Below are 14,824 nucleotides of genomic sequence, written 5' to 3' on the forward strand. Positions count from 1 at the left end.
TACAAATCTTCAATATGTAACTGAACATTGCAATAAATCGGCAAATCTCGCGCCCCAGCCACCGAAATTCACAATCCTTGATTTCCGATAGCAGGCTAAGCTTCTCCATCATAAAAAATGGACCTGCCCATGACCGCCAACACCCCCGCTGCCACACCGGCAGACCACGTCGACCCGGTGCGCGCCGCGCAGATTTCGGCGCGCATCGATCGCCTTCCTGCTGTCTCGACCCTCTGGCGCCTGGTGGCGCTGCTGTCGATCGGCGGTTTCTTCGAACTCTACGACCTGTTCCAGACCGCCTACATCAGCCCCGGCCTGATCGCCGACGGCATCTTCGCCACCGGCAATCAGGGTGTGTTCGGTTTCTCCGACCAGGCCGCGTTCGCCTCGGCGACTTTTCTCGGACTGTTCCTCGGCGCCAGCCTGTTGAGCCCGTTGGCCGACCGTTTCGGCCGCCGCGCGATCTTCACCTTCGCCCTGATCTGGTACACCGTCGCGACCGTGGCCATGGGCGTGCAAAGTTCGGCCTTGGGCATCATCTGCATGCGCTTTCTGGTGGGCATCGGCCTGGGCATCGAACTCGTGACCATCGACGCTTACCTCTCGGAGCTGGTGCCCAAGCGCATGCGCAGCTCAGCCTTCGCCTTCGCCTTCTTCGTGCAGTTCTCGTCGGTGCCGGCGGTGGCGCTGATGTCCTGGTGGCTGGTGCCCCAGGCGCCGTTCGGGGTGTCGGGCTGGCGTTGGGTGGTGTTGGCCAGCGCGGTGTTTGCGCTGTTCATCTGGTGGCTGCGTTCGCGTTTGCCGGAATCACCACGCTGGCTGGCGCAACATGGACGCTTCGATGAGGCCGACCAGATTCTCTCCCGTATTGAAGCGCGCTGTGTGAAGGATCAGCGCCGACCGCTGGACGAACCGGAACTGGCCGACGTGGAGATTCAGGGCAAGGGCCGTTTCGCCGATATCTGGCAGCCGCCCTATCGCCGCCGCGCCTTGATGCTGATCGTGTTCCACGTGTTCCAGGCCATCGGGTTCTTCGGCTTCGGCAACTGGCTGCCGGCGCTGCTCAACGGTCAGGGCGTGAGCCTGACCCACAGCCTGGCGTACGCCTTCGTCATCACCCTTGCCTACCCGCTGGGGCCGCTGCTGTTCGTCAAGTTCGCCAACCGTTTCGAGAACAAGTGGCAAATCGTCGGCTCGGCCTTGGGCGCCATGACCTTCGGCACCTTGTTCGCGGTGCAGACCAGCGCCGTCGGGCTAATCGTCTGCGGCGTGATGATCACCTTCTGCAACGCCTGGCTGAGCTTCAGTTACCATTCCTACCAGAGCGAACTGTTCCCCACCAACATCCGCGCCCGGGCGGTGGGGTTCTGCTATTCGTTCAGTCGCCTGTCGACAGTGTTCAGCAGTTTGCTGATCGGTTTTTTCCTCGAACACTTCGGCACGCCCGGCGTGCTGGCGTTCATTGTCGGCAGCATGTTGATCGTGATGCTGACCATCGGCTGGTTCGGCCCGCGCACCCGCAACCTGGCGCTGGAAAATATCGCCCATCGCTGAGGGTTCGAGCGGTCGACCTCTGCCGCCCGTCGGCAAAAGTTGACCGCTTTCACTTTAGTCTGAAGTCATAAAAATTCCTAACATACTGTTTTTATTGGTATTTATTTATCAGGCACGCTCTTTGCTGAATGCCCAGCACCCCAATCACCTACAAGGTCTTTCATCATGTTGGTCAGTGCAAAACAGAACCTGGTGACACCACTTCCCAAGCGTCCCGGCGAAGACCCCACCACCGAAGCCGCCGCCGGCCTGCAAAGCGCCATGGCCCAGGCCCTGCAAAACAATGTGCAGTCGCAAACCACGCAGGTTCAGGAGTCCGCTACTCAGCAGGCCACGCAACAGGTCAGCGAGGCCACGAAAATAAGCGACAACGTCGATGAGGCGTTTGCCAAGACTCGCGTAAACCTGCAAGCGGTCAATGCGCCGCTGCCGGATGACGTCAAGGATCGGATCAAGGACGGCTCGGCCACTGCCGAATTCAAGGACTACATGAGCAAGACCCCGGAACAGCGTCTGCGCGATTCGATCCTGAAGGAAATGGGCCTGACCCAGGAAGAAGTCGACCAGATGCCGCCGGAGAAACAGGAGGCGATCGGCGAGGAAATCGCCCAGCGCATGCAGGACAAGGCAGAAATCGCCAAGGCTGAAAAAGCCCAACAGAGCGGTGACAAGGACAAGGCCCAGGTGGTCGACAAGTTCCTCGCTTCGCTTTAATGGCAACGCACCATCCCTTGTAGGAGCGAGCTTGCTCGCGAAGGTATGTCAGGCACAGCGGTGGCGACTGACATTCCATCGCGAGCAAGCGCTCGCCTACAGGGGATGGTGTGATCTGTCAGTTGAGCTGCAACGTCGAGTTGAACTGGCTGATGGCATCCACCACGTGGCGCGAGCCTTGCTGGATTTCCAGAATCACCTCCCCCGCCTCATTCGCCAGTTCCACGCCGAGCCCGGTGCGGCTCAGGCTCGATTGCATGCTCGACACCGCACTCACCGACAAGTCGTGGTTCTTGCGCACCACATCGACAATTTCCAGCGTCGCCTGGCTGGTACGGGCGGCGAGGCTGCGCACTTCGTCGGCCACCACCGCAAAGCCTCGGCCATGCTCGCCGGCGCGGGCGGCTTCGATGGCGGCGTTGAGCGCCAGCAGGTTGGTCTGGTCGGCAATGCCGCGAATGGTCTGCACGATGGTGCCGATGATGTCTGACTGCTTGCTCACCGCATCGATGCTGAGGGCCGCTTCGTTCAAGTCCCGGGAAATGTCCTGAATGATCTGCACCGTCTGCTGCACCACCTCCGACCCCTTGCGCGCGCAGGCGTCGTTTTGCACCGAGGTGCTGTGGGCCGATTCGGCGGCGGTCTGCAGGGTGGTCATCTGGCTGGTGATGTCGCTGGCGAACTTCACCACTTTGTACAGACGGCCCTTGGCGTCGAACAACGGGTTGTAGGACGCTTCCAGAAACACCGTATGACCGTACTTGTCCTTGCGCTCGAAACGGTGCGAGTGGTACTCGCCGCGATTGAGTGAAGCCCAGAACGCCTTATAGGCCGAAGATTCCGCTTCGGCACGGTGACAGAACAGGCTGTGGTGCTGCCCGACCACTTCGTTCTGCGAGTAGTGCATGGTCTTGAGGAAGTTATCGTTGGCGCTGATGACCTTGCCGTCCGGGGTGAACTCGATCACCGCCATGGAACGGCCGATGGCCGCCAGCCTGCTTTCGTTTTCGTGTTCCTTGTTGATCCTGTCGGTGACATCGGTGGCAACCTTGATCACGCTGCACACCTGGCGATCGGCGCCGTACACCGGCATGTAACTGGCTTCGAGCCAGATCTCGCGGCCACTCTTGTTCAACCGCGAAAAGGTGCCGCCCACCGCTTCGCCCCGGGCCAGGTCACGCCACAACTTGGCGTACTCCTCGCTGCGGTAAAACGCCTCTTCACAGAAAATCCGGTGATGCTTGCCGCGTACTTCGTCGGCGCTGTAGCCCATGGTCCTGCAAAAGTTTTCGTTGGCATCGATGACGATGCCTTCGGGGGTGAACTCAATCATCGCCATCGACCGGCTGATGGCGGCCAACTTCGCATTGGCCTCGGCCAGCGCACAGCTGAAGCGTTCGATCTCCAGCAGGTCCGTCTTGTTATGCAGGTTAAACATGGTTGTATCACCCTAAGCGCGGTCTTATCGGTTGATTGAAGGTCCGTCTTTGAATCCACTACATATCCAGTAAGCACACGCGCCCCTCCAAAGGAAGGACAGGGTCAGGTCACGGTTGACTGGATTAGCCGACACAGTTAGTTACAGCTAGCATAGACAGCAACGTTGGCCGCGCAAGGCCACTAATCGGCCATTATTCGGTCAGCCATGAGGACAAAATCGGTTCAGCGGATGGATGTGAGGGGGGCGCAGGCCTTGGGCCAGGGTTTAGACCATCCGAACAAGCCCCCCACAATGTTTTGTGTTGGACATGGATGTTGTGAACGACCCAAACCCCCTGTGGGAGCTGGCCTGCCAGCGATGGCGGTGTGTCTGTCAGCAGTGATGCTGGATGTGCCGGCCTCTTCGCGAGCAAGCCCGCTCCCACAATGTTTGGGTTGGGCATGGATGTTGTGAACGATGCAGATCCAATGTGGGAGCGGGCTTGCTCGCGAAAGCGGTGTGTCAGGCAACGTCGATGGCGACTGACACGGCGCCTTCGCGAGCAAGCTCGCTCCTACAGGGGGGCGTCGTGTCTAGTGACCGAACACATTCACTTTTTTCGATTTTTTGTCGGCGCGTTTTTCAATGGCGGTCTTGGCCGGTTTTTTCTTGTCGGCTTTCTTTGAATCCATACCTTTGGACATGATGCGTACTCCACTCACAGGGGATGTGAGATCAGGTATACACCTATCCTTGGCGCCGCGTTCTTTTATAATCGCCCGCCCTGCACACCGCCGATCGACTGCCATGCCCGCCACCCGATACACCCGCCTCGAAGAACCACTCTGGCCCTTGCTGAACAAGTTTTATCGGGCCCATCAATCGTCGATGAAAGCGGTGCGCGACGCCCAGTTGTGGGTGGCGCGAAGGGACGAGATCATCGCCGCCCTGTGCCTGCGCCCGGTGTCCGGCGGGCATTGGCTGACCGGGTTGTTCGTCGATCCGGCGTGTCGCCAGCAGGGTGTCGCCGCCGCGCTGATCGCTGAAGCCGTCAAGGGTCTCGAGCTGCCGGTGTGGCTGTTCTGCCATCCCGATTTGCGCGGCTTTTATGAAAGTCGCGGTTTTCGCTTCGACCCGCCGATGCCCTACGCCATGGTCGAGCGCCTGAGCCGATACGCCCGTAGCAAACCGATGATCGCCATGGGCTTAGAACCGTTGGTTAGGACCACCGACAATAATGTGTGATCAGCGCGACAGGGCTGCGTGCTAGCCTCGGCGTCGACTTCGACTTCGCTCAGGACGCCCCATGAAACCCGCTCTTCTGGCTTTGACACTGACCGCCCTGCTCACCCCTGCCCTCAGCCATGCCGCCTCACCTGCTGTGTCCGCCGATCAATACGCCAAGGTCCTGGCCGGCGACTGGCGCGCCCCGGAAAACGTCGCCCGCGATGGCTACCGTCATCCGCAAGCGACCCTGCAGTTCTTTGGTTTGGCGCCCACTCAGACGGTGGTCGAAATCACCCCCGGCAACGGCTGGTACAGCGAAGTGTTGTCGCCGCTGCTCAAGGATCACGGGCACTACATCGCCGCGGTCCAGGCACCGACGGTCAGCGACTACGCGCGCAAGAACGAGGAAAAGCTCAAGGCCAAATTCGCCGCCACGCCCGCGCAATACGCCAAGGCCCAGGTGCTGGAGTTCGACCCCAAGGCCCCTTCCTTCGGCAAGCCCGGTTCAGCGGACACCGTGCTGACTTTTCGCAACGTGCACAACTGGGTGCTGGCCGACACCGCGCCGCTGATGTTCCAGGCGTTTTTCAAGGTGCTCAAACCCGGCGGCGTGCTGGGCGTGGTGGATCACCGGGCCAAAGACGGGGCGTCGCTGGAGGACATCAAGCACAGCGGCTACCTGACCACCGACTACGTGGTGAAGCTGGCCACCGATGCGGGGTTCAAGCTCGAGGCACAGAGTGAAATCAACGCCAACCCCAAGGACACCAAGGACTACCCCGAAGGCGTGTGGACCTTGCCGCCGGCGTTGACGTTGGGTGAGAAGGATCGCGCGAAGTATGTGGCGATCGGCGAGTCGGACCGGATGACCTTGCGGTTCGTCAAACCCGCGAAATAACAACGAAGATCAAATGTGGGAGCGGGCTGGCTCGCCAAAGCGGTGGATCAGCCAACTCATCGGTTGAATGACACATCGCCTTCGCGAGCAAGCCCGCTCCCACATTGGTTTTGAGGCGTCTTCGAATCAGTCGTCGGCGTTGGGGTCGAGATCGGGGAACATCACTTCGGTGAAGCCGAACTTGGTGAAGTCGGTGATCCGCGATGGATACAGCCGGCCGATCAGGTGATCGCATTCGTGCTGCACCACCCGTGCATGAAACCCCGAAGCGATACGCACGATCGGCTCACCCTTGGGATCAAAGCCCTCGTAGCGAATCTGCTGATAACGATCCACCGCCCCGCGCAAACCCGGCACCGACAGGCAGCCTTCGAAACCCTCTTCCATGATCGGGCTCAGTGGCGTGATCAAAGGGTTGATCAGGATGGTCTGCGGCACGGCTTCGGCGTCCGGGTAACGTTCGCTGTGCTCGAAACCGAAGATCACCAGTTGCAGGTCGACACCGATCTGCGGCGCGGCCAGGCCGACGCCGCCAACGCTTTCCATGGTCTGGAACATGTCGTCGATCAGTTGCCACAGTTCAGGGCTGTCGAACATGTCGGCCGGTACCGGCGGGGCAATGCGCAGCAGGCGCTCGTCGCCCATTTTCAGGATGTCACGGATCATTTGATGACTTCGTCAGTGCTGGGCTTGATCGAATGGTCCCGACCCAGGCCCGAAACGTGTTGTTTGGGTTCGTGGTCCAGCTCGCCGGGGACTTTTTCGCCCGGGTCCTTGCCTTCGCTCGACATGTGCTCGATCACCGCGTTCATTTCAGCCCCGAGCAGCAACACGGCGGCAGAAATGTAGAAGTACAGCAACAGCACGATGATCGCGCCGATACTGCCATACATGGCGTTGTAGTTGGCGAACTCCTTGACGTACAGGCCAAAGCCCAGGGACGCGATGATCCACACCACCACCGCCAGTACCGAGCCCGGCGTGATGAAGCGAAACTCCTGTTTGACGTCAGGCATCACGTAGTAGATCAACGCCACGGCCACCATCAGCAGGATCACGATCACCGGCCAGCGGGCGATGGTCCACAGCGTGACAATGAAGTATTCCAGGCCCACTTGCGCGGCGATCCAGCTCATCACTTGCGGTCCCAGCACCATCAGCGCCGCGGCGATCAGCAGCATGCCGGCGATACCTACGGTGTAAATGATCGACAGCGGAAAACGCTTCCAGGCCGGGCGGCCTTCGACCACATCGTAGGCAGCGTTCATCGCGCTCATCATCAACCGCACGCCGGCCGAGGCCGTCCACAGCGCAATCACGATACCCACCGACAGCAAGCCACCTTTGGACTGCTGCAACTGGTCGATCACCGGGTTCACCTGCTCCAGCGCCTGGGGCGGCAGTACCAGTTCCGATTGCAGGCGCAGCCAGGAGAAAAAGTCCGGCAGGTGCAGGAAGCCGATCAGGGCGATCAGGAACAGAATGAAGGGGAACAGCGAAAACAGCATTTGATAGGCCAGCGCCGAAGCATAGGTCGACATTTCGTCGTCAACGAACTCGGTGACCGTGCGCACCATCACACGGTGCAGGGGCAAGCCTCTCATGTCCGGGAAAATCATTAGCGTCTCCTTTCGCCGCAAAATGGGATTGAAGTCATGGCGACTCAGGGGCCGTTTTATTTCATCAAAGTAGCTTACCTTGCGACTTTGAAACAAATTAATGAATCAAGTTCAGGCCGACACAAAAACGGCCATCCGTGGATGGCCGTTCATGTTTGTCATCAAGGGCCGGATCAAGCCTTGTCGACGCCTTTCTTGATGGCATCTTTGGCCTTGCCGACTGCTTGTTGCGCTTCACCTTTCTTTTCCTGCAGTTTGCCTTCAGCTTGCAGTTTGGTGTTGTCAGTGGCCTTGCCCACGCCTTGCTTGACGTTGCCGACCGCTTCGTTGGCCATGCCTTTTACTTTATCGCCAGTGCTGCCCATGGTGTTTCTCCTGTGGAACAAATCAATGAGAAAAAGTCGTTACACAAGGTTGACCGGAGGCTTTTACCGGGAGTTTCATTTATTTTCATCGGGACATTTCATCGCGGCAGACAAGTTGCGCTTTATGTTTGCCCGCCAACCCCCGAGAATGCGCGACGTATCGGCGCTCTGACGCTGAAGATCCAACACCCGCAGGAATGTTATGAAACTCGATAAAAAGCAGGCCATTGCCCGCAGAAACCAGGAACTTGGCGGTGCTGTGCTTGGCGTCAACAACTGCCATTTCACCGAATTGAACCGCAACCGCAACATTTGGTGGTTCGACATCCCGGTGGCGCGACTGGCCATTGGTCAGTACGAGTGGATTCACCTGCTGATGCACACGCCAGACACCGACGAACTGCTGCACCTGAAGGTGCCGACGGTGTTCCTGCGCGAGAAACTCGAAGGCCTGGTGGTGCGTAACCAGGGCAAGCGCAAAGCCGCGCTGAGCCTGGAGTTGAGCGCCGACAAGGACTCGTACCTGCAGGACATGCGCCCGGCGGGCACCAACGTCAATTTTGCGCCGTTTCGGCAGTAGCCCGGTCGGCCGGAGGAGAACTCCGTGGCGAGGGAGCTTGCTCCCGCTGGGCTGCGAAGAAGCCCTGAAAGGTGGCACCCCAGCATTGTAGGCGAACCGCAGTTACGATTTTTGGGGCCGCTTCGCAGCCCAGCGGGAGCGAGCTCCCTCGCCACAACAGCTCGCTCGCCTTGAAAGCGTCATGCTCGCCAACAAAAAGCCCCGCATCTGCGGGGCTTTTTGTTGGTTACGCGGTCGCTTGCTTGGCTTTGAGCTTTTTCAGCTCTTCATCACGCAATTCGCGGCGCAGGATCTTGCCCACGTTGGTGGTCGGCAGCGCGTCGCGGAACTCCAGCGAACGCGGGACCTTGTAGCCGGTGACGTTGGCGCGCATGTGCTCCATCACCTGCTCCTTGGTCAGGGTCACACCCGGCTTGGCGACGATGAAAATTTTGATCGCCTCGCCCGACTTCTCGTCCGGCACGCCGATGGCCGCGCATTGCAGTACGCCCGGCAGGGTCGCCAGTACGTCTTCGAGCTCATTGGGGTACACGTTGAAACCGGAGACCAGGATCATGTCTTTCTTGCGATCGACAATGCGCATGTAGCCGTCGGGCTGGATCAGCGCGATGTCACCGGTCTTCAGCCAGCCTTCGCTGTCGAGGATTTCATCGGTGGCTTCCTGGCGCTGCCAGTAGCCCTTCATCACCTGCGGGCCTTTTATGCACAGCTCGCCGATGTCGCCCATCGGTTGCTCGACGCCGGCATCGTTGATGATCTTGCACAGGGTCGAAGGCACGGGAATGCCGATGGTGCCGACGTGGATTTTCTGGATCGGGTTGACTGTGGCCACCGGGCTGGTCTCTGTCATGCCGTAACCTTCGCAGATGGCGCAACCGGTCACTTCTTTCCAGCGCTCGGCGGCCGCCAGTTGCAGGGCCATACCACCGGAGAGGGTGACTTTGAGTGCCGAGAAATCGAGCTTGCGGAAGCCTTCGTTGTTGCACAGCGCCACGAACAGGGTGTTGAGGCCGACGAAACCGCTGAACTTCCACTTCGACAGTTCCTTGACCATCGCCGGGAGATCGCGCGGGTTGCTGATCAGGATGTTGTGGTTGCCGATCAGCATCATCGACATGCAGTGAAAGGTGAAGGCATAGATGTGGTACAGCGGCAGCGGCGTGATCAGGATCTCGCAGCCTTCATTGAGGTTGGAGCCCATCAGCGCCTTGCACTGCAGCATGTTCGCCACCAGGTTGCGGTGGGTCAGCATCGCGCCCTTGGCCACGCCGGTGGTGCCGCCGGTGTATTGCAGCACGGCAACATCGCTGCTGGCCGGGCTGGCTTCCTTCACAGGCTGACCGTGCCCCTTGCTCAACACGTCATTGAACTTGACGGCTTTAGGCAGGTGATAGGCCGGCACCATTTTCTTCACGTACTTGATCACGCTGTTGATCAGCAGGCGCTTGAGCGGTGGCAGCAGGTCGGCCACTTCGGTGACGATCACGTGCTTGACGCCGGTTTTCGGCACGACGGTCTCGGCCAGGTGCGCCATGTTGGCCAGGCACACCAGGGCCTTGGCGCCGGAATCGTTGAACTGGTGTTCCATTTCCCGCGCGGTGTACAGCGGGTTGGTGTTGACCACGATCAAACCGGCGCGGATGGCACCGAAGACGGCAACCGGGTACTGCAGCACGTTGGGCAACTGCACGGCGATTCGATCGCCCGGCTGCAAATCGGTATGCTGTTGCAGGTACGCGGCAAAGGCACCGGACAATTCGTACAGCTCACCGTAGGTGATGGTCTTGCCCAGGTTGCTGAACGCCGGCTTGTCGGCAAAGCGTTGGCAGGACTGCTTCAACACTGCCTGAATATTCGGGTACTCGTCTGGATTGATCTCGGCAGCAATTCCAGCTGGGTACTTATCCTTCCAAAAGTCTTCGTTCATGGAAGCCCACTCCTCAGCAACGCGAATTCAGCACCGCATTTGATGCGATTATTATTGGTGTTTGTCTATAGGTGAGTCTGGCTTTTTACTAGGCCGAGAAGTCACAAAGCGCGCCGAGAGTAGCAGCTTTGCCAAGGGGCGACCAGAGCCAAAAGCGGCCTCTACGGTCACATTTGTGACTCAAGAATGGCAGGCAGTCATTTTAGAGCAAAAATTCCATTATGCTCTGGAGGCCTCGGAAAACGGGGCTGAAGATAAAACTGTAGGCGCGAGCTTGCTCGCGAAAAACCGGAGACCGCCGCGGGCATCCGGTTTTGCTCGTCACCCTTCATGATCATCGCGAGCAAGCTCGCTCTACAGGATCCGCGCAACGCGCGGCTATCACCGATCAGGCGATATCGCGCAATTCCCGCCGCAGAATCTTGCCCACCGGCGTCATCGGCAACGACTCACGCAGCACGATGTGCTTGGGCACTTTGTACGCGGTGAAATTCTCTTTGCAGTAGGCCTTGAGCTCTTCAAGGCTGACCCCAGCCTCACGGGCCACCACGAACAACTTCACCGCCTCCCCCGAACGCTCGTCCGGCACGCCGATCACCGCGCAGTTGGCCACTTTCGGGTGGGCCATGACCACGTCTTCGATCTCGTTCGGGTACACGTTGAAACCCGAGACGATGATCATGTCTTTCTTGCGATCGACGATGCGCACAAAACCATCCGGGTCGATCACGGCAATGTCACCGGACTTGAACCAGCCCTCGGCATCCAGCACTTCGTTGGTCGCCTCGGGTTTCTGCCAGTAGCCTTTCATGATCTGCGGGCCCTTGATGCACAGTTCGCCGCGCTCGCCCAGCGGCTGCTCGACGCCCTCATCATCGATGACCTTGAGCGTGGTCCCCGGCACCGGCAGCCCAACCGTGCCGATCCGCGATTGGTCGCCATAGGGGTTGGTGCAGGCCACCGGCGAGGTTTCGGTCAGGCCGTAGCCTTCAGTGATGCGGCAACCGGTCAACTGCTCCCAGCGCTCGGCGGTGGCCTTGACCAGCGCGGTGCCGCCGGAGTTGGTCAGCTTGAGGCTGGAGAAATCCAGGGTCTTGAAGTCCGGGTGGTCCATCAGCGCCACGAACAGCGTGTTGAGCCCCAGCAACGCCGAGAACCGCCAGTTCTTCAGTTCCTTGATGAAGCCGCCGATGTCCCGCGGGTTGGTGATCAGCACGTTGTGGTTGCCGGTCACCATCATGCACATGCAGTTCGCGGTGAAGGCATAGATGTGGTACAGCGGCAGCGGCGCGATCATGATCTCCTGCCCTTCGCGCAACAGCGGCTGTCCGTCGCTGGAAGACTGGCTCAGGCAGGCCCGCGCCTGCTGCATGTTCGCCACGAGGTTGCCGTGGGTGAGCATCGCGCCCTTGGCCAGGCCGGTGGTGCCGCCGGTGTATTGCAGCACGGCGATGTCGTTGAGGCCGGCATTCAATGGCTTGATGGCCTGGCCTCTGCCCTGGTGCAGGGCACTCTTGAAGGAAATGGCCTGGGGCAAGGAATAGGCCGGGACCATTTTCTTCACCTTGCTCACCAGGGTGTTGACCAGCCAGCCCTTGGCGGTGGGCATCAGGTCGCCCATTTTCGCTTCGATCAGGTACTGGATGTCGGTGTCGGGCAGCACTTCCTGGACCTTCTGCCCGAACATGTTCAGGTACACCAGCGCCCGGGCGCCGGAATCCTTGAACTGGTGACGCATCTCCCGCGCGGTGTACAGCGGGTTGGTGTTGACCACGATCAGCCCGGCGCGCAAGGCGCCGAACACCGCGATCGGGTATTGCAGGACGTTGGGCATCTGCACCGCGATGCGATCCCCCGGCACCAGATCGGTATGCGCCTGCAGGTAACCGGCGAACGCTGCGCTGTAGCGTTCCAGTTGGGCATAGGTCAGGGTCACGCCCATGTTGCTGAACGCCGGGCGATCAGCAAACTTCTTGCAGGAACGCTCGAACACCTCGATGACCGACTTGTACTCAGCGACATCAATGTCCAGCGGTACGCCGGCGGGGCGTTTGTCATTCCAGAAATCAGGTTGCATTGTTCTTGTCCTCTTTACCTGAGCCGATCCGGGGCCGCTTTTCTGTCATTTCTGTCGCTTGCCTCCAAACGCAGAAAAGCGGAGCTTCACGGACACTAGCAGCTATGGACAATCAGGCAAATATGCGGGCGGGTGTCATAGATCGCGTGAATCTTGGTGCCGCGGCGCAGGCTGATTGATCCCGGACCAACTACTGTAGGAGCGAGCTCGCTCGCGATGAACCTCAGAACAAAAAGGGATGTCAGGTTTCCCGCGTTATCGTTGGCGTCCATCGCGAGCGAGCTCGCTCCTACACTGTGTTTAGCATCAGCAAAAGGAATCGCCATGATCCATGAGACGTTCTGGCTCACCACCAGTGACCGCAGCCGACTGTTCGTCAACCAGTGGCTACCCGACGGCGCGCCCCGGGCCGTGATCCTGCTGGCCCATGGCATGGCCGAACACAGCGGTCGCTATGCGCGGCTGGCGCAGCAATGCTGTGAGAACGGCTACGCGCTGTACGCTCCGGACCTGCGCGGACATGGCAAAACTGCCGAAAACGGCACTCTCGGGCATTTCGCCGATGAGGACGGCTGGGCCAAAGTGGTTGGCGACCTGGCGTGCCTCAATCAACACATCGGCCAGCAACACCCCGGCACGCCGATCGTGCTGCTGGGCCACAGCATGGGCAGCTACATCGCCCAAGCCTATCTGTTGCATCACAGCGCCAGCCTGCACGGCGCCGTCCTCAGTGGTTCGAATTTCCAGCCCGTGGCGCTTTACCGCGCGGCACGCCAGATCGCCCGCTTCGAACGCCTGCGCCAGGGCCGCACAGGGCGCAGCGCGCTGATCGAATGGTTGTCGTTCGGCTCTTTCAACAAGAAATTCAAACCGGCTCGCACGGCCTTCGACTGGCTCAGCCGCGACCCGGCGGAGGTCGACCTGTACGCCCACGACCCGCTCTGCGGCTTTCGCTGCACCAACCAGCTGTGGATCGATTTGCTCGGCGGGTTGCAGCAAATCAGCAAAGCGTCCAATCTCGCTCAGATCGATCCGGGCCTGCCGTTGCTGGTGATCGGCGGCGAATGTGATCCGGTGAGCGAAGGCAAGCGTCTGAAGGATCTGGCCGGCGCCTTGCGCGAGGCCGGCAGTCAGAACCTGCAACTGACCGTTTACCCCCAGGCCCGACACGAACTGTTCAACGAAACCAACCGCGATGAAGTGACCGCCGATGTGTTGGCCTGGATCGACCAGACACTGAACAACCCTCGGCCCCACCGCACCGAATAGTTTTTTGTGAATCTTTTTATTCGTCACAGGAATTCAGACACATGACCCAGGTTACCAACACCCCTTACGAAGCCCTCGAAGTCGGCCAGACCGCCAGCTTCAGCAAGACAGTCGAAGAGCGTGACATTCAGTTGTTCGCCGCAATGTCGGGGGACCACAACCCGGTGCACCTGGACGCCGAATACGCCGCCAGCACCATGTTCAAGGAACGCATTGCCCACGGCATGTTCAGCGGTGCGCTGATCAGCGCCGCGGTTGCCTGCGAGTTGCCTGGGCCGGGCACTATCTACATTGGTCAGCAGATGAGTTTTCAGAAGCCGGTGAAGATCGGCGACACCCTGACGGTGCGCCTGGAAATCCTGGAAAAACTGCCGAAATTCCGCGTGCGCATCGCCACTCGGGTGTTCAACCAGCGCGATGAACTGGTGGTGGATGGCGAGGCGGAAATCCTCGCGCCGCGCAAGCAGCAGTCGGTGACCTTGACCGAGCTGCCCTCAATCAGCATCGGCTGATTCAACGCACGACAAAATGTGGGAGCGGGCTTGCTCGCGAATGCGCAGGGTCAATCAACCTCAATGTTGAATTGACTACCGCCTTCGCGAGCAAGCCCGCTCCCACAGGTATTACAAGTGACGCTTACGAACGGGCACGAGCCTGGTTGCGCAGGGCTTTGACCTGATCGTGGTTGCGTTGCACGCCGTGGTACTGGCGTTCAACCAGGTCACGAATACCTACCAGGTTGTGCTTGTTGATTTTCTCCATCGCTTCGCGATAGGCCTTCAGGGCGTGGTCTTCACCGCGCTCGGCTTCGTTCAGTACGGCTTCTTCGTCCTTGCCGGTGAACATCGATTTCACGTCAACCCAACGACGGTGCAAGTCGCCGCTGACGCTGGTGGAGGTTTCAGGATCGCCACCCATGGAGCGCACGGCGCTTTGCAGTTCGGCAGCCGCCGAAGCGCAATCGGCCGAACGTTGCACGAACAGGGTTTTGAGTTCTGGGTGCTTGATGTCTTCAGCGCAAGTCTTGAACCCTTCCTGACCGTCTTTGCTGGTTTCAATCAGGTCGTTGAGTACAGAGATCGCTTCTTTGTTCATGTCGGTCATTTTTCAATTCCTTGCGGTTGATGAAAGGTGAGTAAGTCATTGCAGAGCGCATGCCAGCTTCTGACCGACA

General features: G+C 59.6%; 14 protein-coding genes and 1 pseudogene. 7 read left to right on the top strand and 8 right to left on the bottom strand.

From position 1 onward, the window contains the following. Positions 1-129: 129 nt before the first annotated feature. Together B0W55_RS17595 and B0W55_RS17600 are read left to right on the top strand one after the other, a co-directional pair. On the top strand, positions 130-1,554 hold the full coding sequence (locus B0W55_RS17595; protein WP_077047202.1) for an MFS transporter: 1,425 nt from the start codon (positions 130-132) through the stop codon (positions 1,552-1,554). Between the two features lie 165 nt (positions 1,555-1,719). After that, positions 1,720-2,268 carry a hypothetical protein gene (locus B0W55_RS17600; protein WP_077047203.1) on the top strand — a complete coding sequence of 183 codons (549 nt, stop codon included), beginning with the start codon at positions 1,720-1,722 and terminating at the stop codon, positions 2,266-2,268. 118 nt (positions 2,269-2,386) lie between these two features. On the opposite strand, the gene B0W55_RS31625 is transcribed toward B0W55_RS17600, so the two are convergent. Continuing rightward, a complete protein-coding gene (locus B0W55_RS31625; RefSeq protein WP_256576330.1) occupies positions 2,387-2,926 on the bottom strand; it encodes a methyl-accepting chemotaxis protein in 540 nt (179 codons plus the stop codon). A 6-nt stretch (positions 2,927-2,932) separates the two neighbouring features. Beyond that, positions 2,933-3,706, bottom strand: a pseudogene (locus B0W55_RS31630) (PAS domain-containing protein); the annotation flags it as partial. Between the two features lie 789 nt (positions 3,707-4,495). On the opposite strand from B0W55_RS31630, the gene B0W55_RS17610 reads away from it, so the two are divergent. Both B0W55_RS17610 and B0W55_RS17615 read left to right on the top strand, forming a co-directional pair. Further along, the gene (locus tag B0W55_RS17610) at positions 4,496-4,933 is read left to right on the top strand and encodes a GNAT family N-acetyltransferase (RefSeq protein ID WP_077047205.1); all 438 of its coding nucleotides are present in this window, start codon (positions 4,496-4,498) and stop codon (positions 4,931-4,933) included. Between the two features lie 61 nt (positions 4,934-4,994). After that, positions 4,995-5,813: a class I SAM-dependent methyltransferase gene (locus B0W55_RS17615; protein WP_077047206.1), complete on the top strand. Its 819-nt coding sequence runs from the start codon at positions 4,995-4,997 to the stop codon at positions 5,811-5,813. A 126-nt stretch (positions 5,814-5,939) separates the two neighbouring features. Here the strand turns inward: B0W55_RS17615 and def are convergent, their stop codons facing one another. The 3 genes from def to B0W55_RS17630 form a co-directional block, all read right to left on the bottom strand. Next, on the bottom strand, positions 5,940-6,479 hold the full coding sequence (def, locus tag B0W55_RS17620) for a peptide deformylase (protein ID WP_077047207.1): 540 nt from the start codon (positions 6,477-6,479) through the stop codon (positions 5,940-5,942). Next, positions 6,476-7,432, bottom strand: coding sequence for a YihY/virulence factor BrkB family protein (locus tag B0W55_RS17625; protein ID WP_077047208.1), 957 nt, complete (start codon positions 7,430-7,432; stop codon positions 6,476-6,478). The genes def and B0W55_RS17625 overlap by 4 nt, the downstream gene beginning before the upstream one ends. A gap of 173 nt (positions 7,433-7,605) precedes the next feature. Next, positions 7,606-7,797 carry a CsbD family protein gene (locus B0W55_RS17630; RefSeq protein ID WP_077047209.1) on the bottom strand — a complete coding sequence of 64 codons (192 nt, stop codon included), beginning with the start codon at positions 7,795-7,797 and terminating at the stop codon, positions 7,606-7,608. A gap of 202 nt (positions 7,798-7,999) precedes the next feature. Here B0W55_RS17630 and B0W55_RS17635 point away from each other — a divergent pair, with 202 nt between their 5' ends. Beyond that, positions 8,000-8,377 (top strand): hypothetical protein, encoded by a 378-nt coding sequence (locus B0W55_RS17635; protein ID WP_077047210.1) that lies wholly within the window; start codon positions 8,000-8,002, stop codon positions 8,375-8,377. Between the two features lie 226 nt (positions 8,378-8,603). Here the strand turns inward: B0W55_RS17635 and fadD1 are convergent, their stop codons facing one another. Together fadD1 and fadD2 are read right to left on the bottom strand one after the other, a co-directional pair. Continuing rightward, entirely contained in the window at positions 8,604-10,304 is a 1,701-nt protein-coding gene (gene fadD1 / locus B0W55_RS17640) for a long-chain-fatty-acid--CoA ligase FadD1 (RefSeq protein WP_077047211.1), read from the bottom strand. Between the two features lie 388 nt (positions 10,305-10,692). Beyond that, complete coding sequence (gene fadD2 / locus B0W55_RS17645; protein WP_077047212.1) at positions 10,693-12,381, bottom strand: long-chain-fatty-acid--CoA ligase FadD2; 1,689 nt, start codon at positions 12,379-12,381, stop codon at positions 10,693-10,695. 324 nt (positions 12,382-12,705) lie between these two features. Here fadD2 and B0W55_RS17650 point away from each other — a divergent pair, with 324 nt between their 5' ends. Continuing rightward, the gene (locus B0W55_RS17650; protein WP_077047213.1) at positions 12,706-13,650 is read left to right on the top strand and encodes an alpha/beta hydrolase; all 945 of its coding nucleotides are present in this window, start codon (positions 12,706-12,708) and stop codon (positions 13,648-13,650) included. A gap of 41 nt (positions 13,651-13,691) precedes the next feature. Beyond that, on the top strand, positions 13,692-14,162 hold the full coding sequence (locus B0W55_RS17655; RefSeq protein WP_077047214.1) for a MaoC family dehydratase: 471 nt from the start codon (positions 13,692-13,694) through the stop codon (positions 14,160-14,162). Positions 14,163-14,286: 124 nt separating this feature from the next. Here the strand turns inward: B0W55_RS17655 and B0W55_RS17660 are convergent, their stop codons facing one another. Next, on the bottom strand, positions 14,287-14,754 hold the full coding sequence (locus B0W55_RS17660; protein WP_077047215.1) for a PA2169 family four-helix-bundle protein: 468 nt from the start codon (positions 14,752-14,754) through the stop codon (positions 14,287-14,289). Positions 14,755-14,824 lie beyond the last annotated feature (70 nt).

The sequence above is a fragment of the Pseudomonas sp. KK4 genome (genome assembly GCF_001984065.1).
Classification (GTDB): domain Bacteria; phylum Pseudomonadota; class Gammaproteobacteria; order Pseudomonadales; family Pseudomonadaceae; genus Aquipseudomonas.

Excerpts from the sequence above, each read along its gene's own strand:
- B0W55_RS17650 (WP_077047213.1), top strand. The coding sequence starts at position 12,706 with ATGATCCATGAGACGTTCTGGCTCACCACCAGTGACCGCAGCCGACTG.
- fadD1 (WP_077047211.1), bottom strand. The coding sequence starts at position 10,304 with ATGAACGAAGACTTTTGGAAGGATAAGTACCCAGCTGGAATTGCTGCC.
- fadD2 (WP_077047212.1), bottom strand. The coding sequence starts at position 12,381 with ATGCAACCTGATTTCTGGAATGACAAACGCCCCGCCGGCGTACCGCTG.
- B0W55_RS31625 (WP_256576330.1), bottom strand. The coding sequence starts at position 2,926 with ATGACCACCCTGCAGACCGCCGCCGAATCGGCCCACAGCACCTCGGTG.
- B0W55_RS17655 (WP_077047214.1), top strand. The coding sequence starts at position 13,692 with ATGACCCAGGTTACCAACACCCCTTACGAAGCCCTCGAAGTCGGCCAG.
- B0W55_RS17600 (WP_077047203.1), top strand. The coding sequence starts at position 1,720 with ATGTTGGTCAGTGCAAAACAGAACCTGGTGACACCACTTCCCAAGCGT.
- B0W55_RS17595 (WP_077047202.1), top strand. The coding sequence starts at position 130 with ATGACCGCCAACACCCCCGCTGCCACACCGGCAGACCACGTCGACCCG.
- B0W55_RS17625 (WP_077047208.1), bottom strand. The coding sequence starts at position 7,432 with ATGATTTTCCCGGACATGAGAGGCTTGCCCCTGCACCGTGTGATGGTG.
- B0W55_RS17630 (WP_077047209.1), bottom strand. The coding sequence starts at position 7,797 with ATGGGCAGCACTGGCGATAAAGTAAAAGGCATGGCCAACGAAGCGGTC.
- B0W55_RS17635 (WP_077047210.1), top strand. The coding sequence starts at position 8,000 with ATGAAACTCGATAAAAAGCAGGCCATTGCCCGCAGAAACCAGGAACTT.
- B0W55_RS17660 (WP_077047215.1), bottom strand. The coding sequence starts at position 14,754 with ATGACCGACATGAACAAAGAAGCGATCTCTGTACTCAACGACCTGATT.
- def (WP_077047207.1), bottom strand. The coding sequence starts at position 6,479 with ATGATCCGTGACATCCTGAAAATGGGCGACGAGCGCCTGCTGCGCATT.
- B0W55_RS17615 (WP_077047206.1), top strand. The coding sequence starts at position 4,995 with ATGAAACCCGCTCTTCTGGCTTTGACACTGACCGCCCTGCTCACCCCT.
- B0W55_RS17610 (WP_077047205.1), top strand. The coding sequence starts at position 4,496 with ATGCCCGCCACCCGATACACCCGCCTCGAAGAACCACTCTGGCCCTTG.